The sequence below is a fragment of the Pseudomonas sp. genome (assembly GCF_049590575.1).
GTDB lineage: Bacteria > Pseudomonadota > Gammaproteobacteria > Pseudomonadales > Pseudomonadaceae > Aquipseudomonas.
The window spans coordinates 26,790-37,796 of record NZ_JBAWDE010000393.1; the positions used below are offsets into that span (position 1 = coordinate 26,790).

General features: G+C 62.8%; 8 protein-coding genes. 6 read left to right on the plus strand and 2 right to left on the minus strand.

All coding sequences use genetic code 11. From position 1 onward, the window contains the following. The first annotated feature begins 90 nt into the window (after positions 1 to 90). From WBR57_RS27510 to WBR57_RS27520, 3 genes are all read left to right on the plus strand, one after another. Positions 91 to 1,125, plus strand: a complete 1,035-nt coding sequence (locus WBR57_RS27510; RefSeq protein ID WP_424088360.1) for a histone deacetylase family protein — start codon at positions 91 to 93, stop codon at positions 1,123 to 1,125. After that, entirely contained in the window at positions 1,122 to 2,213 is a 1,092-nt protein-coding gene (locus tag WBR57_RS27515; RefSeq protein ID WP_424088362.1) for a polyamine ABC transporter substrate-binding protein, read from the plus strand. Before WBR57_RS27510 ends, WBR57_RS27515 begins: the two co-directional genes overlap by 4 nt. A 69-nt stretch (positions 2,214 to 2,282) precedes the next feature. After that, entirely contained in the window at positions 2,283 to 6,878 is a 4,596-nt protein-coding gene (locus WBR57_RS27520) for a dermonecrotic toxin domain-containing protein (RefSeq protein WP_424088364.1), read from the plus strand. On the opposite strand, the gene WBR57_RS27525 is transcribed toward WBR57_RS27520, so the two are convergent. After that, the gene (locus tag WBR57_RS27525) at positions 6,838 to 8,373 is read right to left on the minus strand and encodes a PLP-dependent aminotransferase family protein (RefSeq protein WP_424088366.1); all 1,536 of its coding nucleotides are present in this window, start codon (positions 8,371 to 8,373) and stop codon (positions 6,838 to 6,840) included. The genes WBR57_RS27520 and WBR57_RS27525 overlap by 41 nt on opposite strands. Positions 8,374 to 8,463: 90 nt before the next feature. Between WBR57_RS27525 and WBR57_RS27530 the strand changes: the two genes are divergently transcribed. Genes WBR57_RS27530 through WBR57_RS27540 form a run of 3 tightly spaced genes read left to right on the plus strand, consistent with a single transcriptional unit; the run spans position 8,464 to position 10,235 of the window. Further along, entirely contained in the window at positions 8,464 to 9,105 is a 642-nt protein-coding gene (locus tag WBR57_RS27530; RefSeq protein ID WP_424088368.1) for an FMN-binding negative transcriptional regulator, read from the plus strand. Then, entirely contained in the window at positions 9,102 to 9,548 is a 447-nt protein-coding gene (locus WBR57_RS27535; protein WP_424088370.1) for an N-acetyltransferase family protein, read from the plus strand. The genes WBR57_RS27530 and WBR57_RS27535 overlap by 4 nt, the downstream gene beginning before the upstream one ends. A gap of 9 nt (positions 9,549 to 9,557) precedes the next feature. Continuing rightward, complete coding sequence (locus tag WBR57_RS27540) at positions 9,558 to 10,235, plus strand: GNAT family N-acetyltransferase (RefSeq protein ID WP_424088372.1); 678 nt, start codon at positions 9,558 to 9,560, stop codon at positions 10,233 to 10,235. A 3-nt stretch (positions 10,236 to 10,238) separates the two neighbouring features. On the opposite strand, the gene WBR57_RS27545 is transcribed toward WBR57_RS27540, so the two are convergent. Further along, positions 10,239 to 11,007 (minus strand): homocysteine S-methyltransferase family protein (locus tag WBR57_RS27545; RefSeq protein WP_424088374.1); only part of this gene is annotated, 769 nt, incomplete at its 5' end.

Here is an 11,007-nt window from a genome sequence, read left to right on the forward strand (position 1 = left end):
ATCAATCCCCTTTTGGCCGCTCCTGCCGTTCTCATAAAGCTTGCCGCCCGCAAGACTGCATCCACCGATAAGCTTGCGGAGAACAACAATATGCTGACGATCTACTCGGACGATCACCACCTGCACCACGGCCGCTGCGAATTGATGGACGGCCAATTGATGCCCTGCTTCGAAATGCCCTCGCGTGCCGACCATGTGCTGCAACGCGTCATGGACCGCGAATTGGGCCCGGTGCGGGCGCCCGACGACTTTGGCCTGGCGCCCCTGCAACGTATCCACAGCGCCGAGTATCTGGACTTTTTCAAAGGTGCCTGGGCGCGCTGGACCGAGTACGGCCAGGACGGCGACTTGTTGCCCTACACCTGGCCGGCGCGCACCCTGCGCCGCGTATTGCCCACCAGCCTGCACGGCCAGCTCGGCTATTACAGTTTCGACGGCGGCGCGCCGATCACCGCCGGCACCTGGCAAGCAGCCTATAGCGCGGCGCAAGTCGCCCTCACCGCGCAGGCGGCGATCCAGCAAGGCGCCCACAGCGCCTTCGCTTTGTGCCGTCCACCGGGGCACCACGCCGCAGGCGACTTGATGGGCGGCTATTGCTACCTCAACAACGCCGCGATTGCCGCCCAGGCGTTTCTCGATCAGGGCCACAAAAAAGTCGCGATCCTCGACGTGGATTACCACCACGGCAACGGCACCCAGTCGATCTTCTATGAGCGCAGCGATGTGCTGTTCACCTCGATCCACGGCCACCCGGAAGCGGAATTTCCGTTTTTCCTGGGCTATGCCGATGAGCTGGGCGACGGTGCGGGTGAAGGTTTCAACTTCAACTACCCGCTGCCGGCCGGCGCCGGCTGGGACACCTGGAGTGCCGCGCTGGAACAGGCCTGCCAGCAGATCGAGGCCTACGGCGCCGACGTTATTGTCGTGTCGCTGGGTGTCGACACGTTCAAGGACGACCCGATCTCGCAGTTCAAGCTCGACAGCCCGGACTACCTGGCCATGGGCGCGCGTATCGCCCGCCTGGGCAAGCCGACGGTGTTTGTAATGGAAGGCGGTTACGCCGTGGAAGAAATCGGCATCAATGCCGTCAACGTTCTCGAAGGTTTTGAGGGGTCAGCCGAATGAACATGCTCAAGTCTCTTGTGCTCTGCGCCGCTGTGTTAAGCAGCGCCGCCCACGCCGAAGAAAAAACCTTGCGGGTCTATAACTGGTTCGACTACATCACTCCCAAGGCATTGGAAGATTTCAAGGCGCAGAACCCGGCGATCAAGCTGGTCTACGACATTTTCGACACCAACGAAGCCCTGGAAGCCAAGCTGCTGACCGGCAATTCCGGCTATGACGTGGTGGTGCCGTCCAACGTGTTCCTGGCCAAGCAGATCGAGGCCGGCGTGTTCCAACCCCTGGACCGCAGCCAGTTGCCGAACTGGAACCACCTCGATCCCAAACTGATGAAGCTGATCGAGGCCAACGACCCCGGCAACAAGTTCGCCGTGCCCTACATGTACGGCACCATCCTGATTGGCTTCAACCCGGACAAGGTCAAGGCCGCGCTGGGCGCGAACGCACCGGTGGACAGCTGGGACCTGATCTTCAAGGAAGAGAACATCAGCAAGCTCAAGCAGTGTGGCGTGGCCCTGCTCGATTCGCCGTCGGAGATCCTGCCATTGGCCCTGCAACACCTCGGCCTGGACCCCAACAGCAGCAACCCGAAGGACTATGCAAAAGCCGAGGCGTTGCTGATGAAGATCCGTCCCTACATCACCTACTTCCACTCCTCCAAGTACATGGCGGATATCGCCAACGGTGACATCTGTGTGGCAGTCGGCTACTCCGGCAGTTTTTCCCAGGCCGCCAACCGCGCCAAGGAAGCCAACAACGGCGTGACCGTAGACATGCGGCTGCCCAAGGAAGGCGCGCCGATCTGGTTCGACATGCTCGCGATCCCCAAAGGCGCGAAAAACCCCGGTGACGCCTACACCTTTATCAACTACTTGCTGCAACCCGGTGTAATCGCGCCGATCAGCGATTTTGTCGGCTACCCGAACCCCAACAAGGACGCGACTTCGCTGGTGGACCCGGCGATCCGAGGCAACCCCAACCTGTACCCCACCGAGGCCGCCATGGCCACGCTCTACACCTTGAAGCCCCTGGGCCGCGATGCTGAGCGCGCGCGGACGCGGGCGTGGACCAAGATCAAGTCGGGCACCTAACTAACTACCGCCAGCCAGCCGGGCAGCTGACTACTGTGGGGCGATCCCTTTATTAGCTGGATCGCCCCCATGCCCGAATCCTCGTCACCCACCGGCAGCCTGAATACCAACACGCTGATTACCCAACTCACCACCGGCCCGACGCTACGCGATGTGGCCAGCAACGCGTTGCGCCCGGTCCTGAAAGAGCTATACCCACAATTGGATATCGACCCGAACCTGGCGGTAGTGGTGTCGCCGTTCTGGATCGTGCGAGACGGCAAGATTCTGCCGGGGCTGGCGCACCATGAATCCCTCAGCGGCGCCCTGGCCCGCATCGCCATGGCCGGCGGGCAGGTCAATTACTTCGACGGCGAGCAGTACCTCACCTACCGCTCCAGCACCGGCCCGGACGTGCAGCTGCCCGTGCGTATCGACGCCATCGGCCGCTTGGTCAACGAACTGGCGCCTCTGCTGTTTATCGCATTCCAGGAACAACAACTCGATTATTGGAACCAGACCGACGGCCCCAACGGCACCCGCTGGCAAACCCTGGCCGGCGCCTTGCGCAAACTCTGGGACCTCAAGGCCGGCCCTTGGGACGAAGACGAACGCGCCATGGCCCAACTGGTGTTCCAGCACCCGGACTACGCCATACGCCTGGCGCACGATAAATACCGCACCCGCACTTACCTGATCGACGTGGACGTCAGCCGCAACGACGTCGTCGAACACCTCAACCTCACCGCCTTCTCGGTGCTGATCGGAACTCACGAGCAGCAGACGATGATCCTCGCCTACTCACTGGGCAGCGGCTACGAGAGGTTCGACAGCCTGCATGACCTGGGCGAGGCGCTCAGCCGTCACGTAATCAATCCTCATGGCCACCCCCTGCACTGGCGACTGTTCGAGCCGGAAGGGGATTTTTTCGAACACCAGGCTTGTGTGCTGATTGGCCTGCAGATCGAGGCCATCGGCCAATTCAACCTATTCGACGCCGAGATCGAAGCCACCGAAGACCCGCTGGAACGCGACCTGCTGCTGGACTTCAACCAGCTGCCATCCCCGCGCCAGGCCCGGCTTGAATGGTTACGCAAGGCGCTGCCCGACTGGCTGAAAGACGCACCGCTGGCCGACATTTCACTGTACAACCGCTATTTGCTGGACCTGGCGCAGCTCAACGAACGCCAGTCCAGCCAAAGCTATCAGGACGGTATCGCGCCGATTCGTGAATATGCCTTGCAGGCCCTGCGCGAACAGATGCTCAAGGATTACCCGCAGGCAACCAGCATCAACCTGCAGAAACTGCGCATCACGGTGACCAGCCTGGAGGTCGTGGGCTTGTTCACCGCCCCGGGCTGGGTGCAGAGCACCTCCTTCGACCTCGTCGAGCTGGCGCTGCAAAACCTGATCGCCCTGCCCTTGGGCGACAAGACCCTGAGCACTGAAAACGGCGGCAGCCTGCCGGACTGGCTGACGGTTACCTACCTGGAAGGGCTGATCACCCAAGTCAATATCGGCCTGCAGTACCCGGCGCTGATCAAGCGCACCCTGCTGGATGACCCGCAACAAACCACACGGCGACAAAAGCTCTATATCGACCAATTGCGCGTTCAGCTGCCGCTGCTGGCCCTGCAATACAAGATGCGGCGCCAGTTCGGCGTGGATGAATTAGGCTATCGCTATGTCTGCGCCGTGCTGTCCGACGCCGTCGAACAACGCAAGGTCGACGGCCAGCTGATCGTCATCCGTCCACTCGCGTTCATTCCGACCCTGCGCCTCACGCAACGGGCCGACAAGGTCGACAACATGTTTGTGATCGGCCCCCAGGCTGCCAATGCCGGCCCTTGCCTGTTGTACCAACCCCTGTCCACCACGCCATTGCTGCAGTTCGCCTCGCGGACCAACCTGATCTACGCCATCAAGCAGGACACCCCACTGCGCCAGGCCGTACTGGCCTGGCTGCCCGACCAGGCGCGTTTCGGCTATGCCCAATTTGTGTTTCCGGGCTCGCTGTCGTCGCCCTGGGTGCTGTCCAAACTGCTGATTGAGCCATTGACCGCCGTGGTCATGAGCGGCCCGATCGCCTTGACCGACGAAGTCATGGGCGGTGATTACCTGGCCAGCCTGTTCACCGCCAACGCCAACGCACTGGTGACCCTGGCCGATCGACAATCGGTCTCCAACGCCGAAGGCCGCTGGGAAAGCTTCAAACACGCAGGCTGGCTGATCTTCAATGCGGCGCTGCCATTTCTCGGTAAAACCGTGGGCACGGCTGCGTGGGTCGGCCAGCTCATGGACGACCTCGCGCAAGCCGTCGAGGCGCATGACGCAGCAGACACCAAGGCGCAGTGGTCGGCGCTGACCGACGTGTTTCTGAACCTGGGCATGGCCCTCGTGCTGCACATGGCCGAACGGCGCAAACCAACGACTGAGCCGGCGCTCAAAAAAGTGCAGGCCCCCGATGAGGTCACGCCCACGGCGCCTGCACCTGTGACCCAGCAAACCGATATCCAGACTGCCGAATTGCCCACCGGCCATGAGTCGCCGTTGCATAGCCTGGCGGCCCTGACACGCAAGCCCCTGAGCCTGAAAAAAACCCTGGAGAGTTTCAGCGTGGCCAAACCCGAAGGGCTGGGTGCGCAGAGCACCGAAGCGGGCGTGCATCAGCACCTCTACCCGCTGGGCACGCAGTGGTATGCAGCGGTGGGAGAGCGATGGTTCGAGGTGAAGGTCGATGAAAATGACCGCGTGATGATCATTGACCCCAAGCAACCCTCGCGCATCGGCCCATTGCTGATCAACAACCTCTTGGGCCAATGGTTTATTGACACGCGCCTGCGCCTGCGCGGTGCAGGGTTACGCAGCCGCCTGAAAAGAGGCCAACGCCTGAGGCCGCCACGCATTGCCGACCTGCGCGAACAACTGGATGCCTTCGAAGGCCAGCGTGGCCAGAAGGCCGCCGAGCTTGAAACCGCCCGTACTGCCAGCCGTGCGGCACCGGCATCCGCCACGCACACCGAACGGGACGCGTTTATCGACAAGCTGCAAAAGCGCCGGGAGGAGTACGAAGTGCCGATCGGCCAGCTCAAGTCCCTGAACCTGCTGGATACCGTGCCCGACTACACCGGCCGGATGATCAACTACCTCAAGCAGCAAATCCTGCTGACGCGGGCAGCCATCGACGAGTACATCGGCGACTTTCAGGGCCTGTTGCAAAGCCTGGGGCCGCTGCTGGAAAAAGACTCGCCTACGACCGCCGACCATCAGCGTGTGGACAGTATGACCCGCCAGCTGGTGCAGCACCTGGAATACCTGCACTCACGCTTCAAAGAGCTGCAAGGCCTGGGCGTCAACGGCCTGAAACTGGTGGAAGACACCCGCCAGAACATGCCCAGCGTGCAGCTCGATGACCTCAAGGCATTCCGCGTATCGCTGTCGCGCTTTTTGTGTGTAGAAGAAGGAGAGGCGAGCGCCCGCAGTGAGGTCAGGGCCGCGCTGAATCGGGTCGCCGAGGCCGCCGACTTGACGATCCAGAGCTCACTCGAAGTGCATGCGGCCCAAGACGTCACGCCGCTGGACGAACGCATCGAAGCGCTGGACAACCTGGTGGACCAATTCGCCGTGATCAACCAGGACCTGCTCGACCTGCCGGGTGAGTACCCCGGGCAAATACAGACCGCGACCCTGGAAGAAGTGCGCATGCAGACCGATGAGTTCGCCCAGCGCACCCTTGCGCAACTGGCCAGTGCCTTGCGCGAGCGCAAGGCACTGCAACCACGCCCCCCAGCTGCCGGGGTTAGCCTGCCTGCGCGCAAAATTATCAAGACACGCTTCAAGGGTGTGGTCGTCGGCAAACCGCGAGCCGATGATCCCAGCCTGGTGGATGTGCAGGAGCCGCTGACCCACAAGGTCATTGCCACCTTCCATGAGAAGACCCCGGGCGTATGGGTCAAGCGTGAACCGCTACGCCCCCAGGCGTCCCGCACGCCACGACCGGGCCTCGCCGCCAGCCTGCGCACCGGCCAGACGCTGCTCAACGACGTTGACCGCTTTATCGAGCGCACCAAGGGCCTGGCCACCGAAAGCCAGCGCTTGCCCGTGGAAATCGAAGAAAAAGTGCACCGCCACGCCGAAAAACTGGAGGAGGCCAGCAGCCATATCGAACGTGCGTCCAACGACAGCAACGAAACCGACAACACCGCTTCGCTGACCCTCAGCGGGCAGCTCAAAGAGGCGGTCAAGAAGCTCTACCGCGAAGGACATCGCATCAAGCTCGACATGCTCAAGAAGCGCCCGCCCACCGCCGCCCACCTGGAGCTGCTGTATGTGGGCAAAGAGGTCACCATCGAACTCATTGGCGCCCGCCGCCGCCTCAAGGGGCCGCACAAGGATTTCCTCCAGGAATACGAAATTCGTGAAAAAAAGAACAAGCGGATTTTGTGGTACGCCCACTTCCACTATGCCTCGATGGACGCGCCTGGCGAGGCCTACACCGCAGCGCATCTGAAAACCCTTGAACAGCGGCGCCTCGGCGGGGCATTCGAACAACGCGGCGCCGTTTCCGAGCAAGCCGGTATAGAGATCTACCGCAGTGAAATCGGCCCGCATCTCGCCAGGCGACTGTTTTTGAATCCCGAGCCGGCTAGCCCCACGCCTGGGCCAAGCGGCTCAGCGCAAGGTTGATGTGTGCTTCGGGCACGGCGGCAAACCCCAGCACCAGGCCGGCGCGTTGGTCCGGCGGGGTGCAGGAGTTTGACAGCCAATAGCTGCTCAAGCCGTTGACCTCGACACCCACCGCCTGGGCCTTGGCCAACAGTTGCTGCTCGCGGGCCAGGCTGTCGACCCTGACCGTGAGGTGCAGCCCTGCCGTCACATTCGGCAGGCTGCCCACACCTTCGAGCCCGCTCGGCCACCCCGCCAGCAAGGTGTTGCGCCGGCTCAACGCCGCCCGGCGCATGCGGCGGATATGCCGCTGAAAATGCCCAGCGGCCATGAACTCGGCCATCACCGCCTGGGTGCTGACCTCCGAGTGCCGCACATCCACCGCGCGGCGCCGGGCGAACGGGTCGACCAAGCCGGCGGGCAGCACCAGGTAGCCCAGGCGTAATGCCGGGAAAGCCACCTTGCCAAACGTGCCGACGTACAACACACGCCCACTGCGGTCCAGCGCCGCCAAGGGCGCCAGCGGTGCGCCGCTGTAGCGGTATTCGCCGTCGTAGTCGTCCTCGACGATCCAGCCGTCAGTGCGCTCGGCCCACGCCAGTAACTCCAGGCGTCTTGCCAGGCTCATCACCACGCCCAAGGGGTATTGGTGGGAGGGCGTGACATAGGCCAGCCGGCAATCGTCGATGGCATTCAGCGCGGTGCAGTCGATGCCGTCAGTGTCCACCGCCACGCCATGCAACGTGGCCCCAGCGATTGCAAACGCATGCCCCGCCGCACGGTACCCCGGATTTTCGAGTGCCACACCGTCGCCAGGCTCCACCAGCAACTGTGCACAAAGGCTGATTGCCTGCTGCGCGCCACTGGTGATCACTATTTGTTCAGCCGCGCACTGCAGGCCGCGCGAGCTGCGTAAATACGCGGCGATCAGCCCACGCAAGCGCTCATCCCCGGCAGGGTCGCCATAGCACAGCTGCTGCAAGTCCGGCTTGCGCCAGAAAGCCGCATTCAGCTTGGCCCAGACATCAAACGGGAACAGATCAAACGCCGGCACTCCCACCCGGAAAGCCTTCGGCGGGCCACTGGGCGGCAGGGCCAGGTGGTTGGTTTTCACCCGCCCCAACGCCGTGTTGTGGATAACTTTCTCTGAGGAGACGACCGGCAAATCCAGCCAATTTGTGGATAAGGCTGGGGATAAGCCTGTGTGTAACCCTGTGGACACTTTTGTGGATAGTTTTTTCGCGGTGGGCAGCTGAGCGACATAGGTGCCATCCCCCACTCGGCCTTCAATAAACCCTTCGGCGTACAACTGATCGTAGGCCCGCACCACACTGTTACGCGAGATCGACAACGCCGCAGCCAGGTCACGGCTGGCGGGCAAGCGCGTACCGCCAACCAGCCGCCCGTCCAGCACGCGCTGGCGCAACGCCTGGTAAAGCTGGCGCGTCAGGCCTTGGCGGCGATCCAGCTCAATGCCTGCCGGGTTGAATGACAACGGAGGTTCGATCGGCAGCATGGGATTGGACCTATGAAATTGGTTCTAGATGGCTCTTACAACGAACCATTAGCCTGCCTAGGATGCAGGTATTCGCCAAGGAAAATATTCATGTACACACCGCGCGCCTTCGTCCTCGACGACTTACCCCAATTGCAGCAATTGATGCAGCACACACGCCTGGCACAAGTGGTCACCGTTGGTGAGCACGGCCTGCTGGCCAGCCACTTGCCGCTGCTGCTGAACCCCGACGAAGGCCCGAACGGCACCCTGTACGGGCACGTCGCCAAAGCCAACCCCCAGTGGCAGGACCTGCAAAACGGCGGCGAAGCGCTGGTGATTTTTGCCGGTGCCGAGGCTTACATCAGCCCGGCGTTCTACCCGGCCAAGGCCGAGCACGGCAAAGTGGTGCCGACCTGGAATTACCTGGCGGTGCACGCTTATGGCAAAGCGGAAGTCTTCACCGACGCCGAGCGTTTGCTCGGACTCGTCAGCGCCCTGACCGACCGCCACGAAGGCGGCCGCGAGCAGCCCTGGAAAGTCAGCGATGCCCCGGCCGACTACATCGACGGCATGCTCAAGGCGATTGTCGGCTTTGCGCTGCCGATCGAGCGCCTGATCGGCAAACGCAAACTCAGCCAGAACCGCAGCGCCGCAGACATCGCCGGCGTGCGTGAGGGCCTGGCCAACAGCGCAGACGTGCGCGACCAGACCCTCGCGCGCTTTATTCTTCAACCGGGAGCTTCAGAATGAGCCAGATCACCCTTCGCCAAGTCACCGCCGACGACCACGTCGCCTGGCTGCCGCTGTGGCAGGCGTACTTGAAGTTCTACAACACTGAACTGCCTGACGCCGTAACCCAAAGCACCTGGCAGCGCCTGATCGATCCCCGGGAGCCGACCCATTCCGCGCTGGCCTGGCAAGACGGCAAGGCGGTGGGCATGGTCAACTTCATCTACCACCGCTCCAACTGGAGTATCGAGAACTCGTGCTACCTGCAGGACCTGCTGGTGGACCCGGCACAGCGCGGCACCGGCATTGGCCGCAAGCTGATCGAATTTGTCTACGCCACTGCCAAGGCTGACGGTTGCTGCAAAGTGCACTGGCTGACCCACGAGACCAACGCCACCGCGATTCAACTGTACGAACGCATCGCCGAACGCCCTGGCTTCATTCAATTTCGCAAAGGTCTTTAAGGAGCACACATGCCCATCTCCCCCGCCGACTGGAAAGGCGTCCCGGCGCCCACGGTTCAACTGCTGGAAGGGCGTTTCATCCGCCTGGAAAAACTCGACCCGGCGCGCCACGCCGATCAGTTGTGGCAAGCCCTAGAAGGCCCCGGCGCCGACCCCAAGCTGTGGGACTATTTGCCCTACGGCCCGTTTCCCGAGCGCGCCGCGTTCAATGCCTGGCTGAACAACCACGCGGCCAGTGCCGACCCGTACTTTTTCAGCGTGGTCGACCGCGCCAGCGGCCAGGTGCAGGGCATTCTCAGCCTGATGTCTATTGTGCCGGCCCAGGGCCGTATCGAAATCGGCCACGTGACCTTCGGGGCACCGATGCAGCGCTCACCGAAAAGCACCGAGGCGGTGTACCTGCTGGCCAGGCACGCCTTCGAGCAGGGCTACCGCCGCTTGGAGTGGAAGTGCAACAACGCCAACGCCCGCTCCAAATATGCCGCCGAGCGGTTGGGGTTCAGTTTTGAGGGGGTGTTCCGCCAGCACATGGTGGTCAAGGGCCAGAACCGGGATACCGCCTGGTATTCGATTCTGGACGGCGAATGGCCAACGATTGGCGCCGGGTTCGAGCAATGGTTGTCCGAGGCCAACCAGACCGATTCCGGCCAGGTCAAAGGCCTGGCGGAGTGCCGCCAGGCGAGTTGAGCGTTAAGCCAGCTTCTGCGCCAGCACCGCAATGTGCTCCGGCCCGATCCCGCAGCAACCGCCCAGGTGGGTGGCGCCACGCACCTGCCAATCGGCGGCCCACTGCAGGTAGCCTGGCGGGTCGAGGTCGTCACGCAGAGGGTCCAGACCGTCATTGGCCGTGGCTTCCTTGGGTTGCGGCGGGAAGGCGTTGGCATAGGCGCCGATGTGAATCGTCACACCCAGGCGCTCGAATGTCTGACGCGCGGCGTCAATCGCCGCGCCGATCACTTCTGGCTGGCTGCAGTTGAACAGCAACGCTTGCACGCCCAACTGCGCCGCCGCCTCGGCCGCCTCAGCCACCGGTTCGCCGGAGCGCAGGCGTGGCACCTCATCGGTGTCTTCATCTTTCAAGGTAAACGACAGCCAGAACGGCTTGCCGTCCTGCGGCAAGCCGGCACGGATCGCGCGCGCTTCGACGATAGAACTCTGGGTTTCCGCCAGCCACAGGTCGACATGCGGCGACAGGCCTTTGATCAGTGGCGTCAGCAGTTCGCTGACGCGACCGGCCTCAAACAGGTCGGGCCGGTATGAGCCGAACAACGGCGGCAGTGAACCGGCTACCCGTACGGCTTTGCCGGAAGCCTCCACTGCCCGGCGCGCCAACTCACCCGCCAGCGCCGCCAGGGCCTGGCCCTCGGCGGCAAACCGCGCTTCGCCAATATGAAACGGCACCACCGCATAGCTGTTGCTGGTGATCACATTGGCGCCGCTGGCGATGTACGCCGCGTGC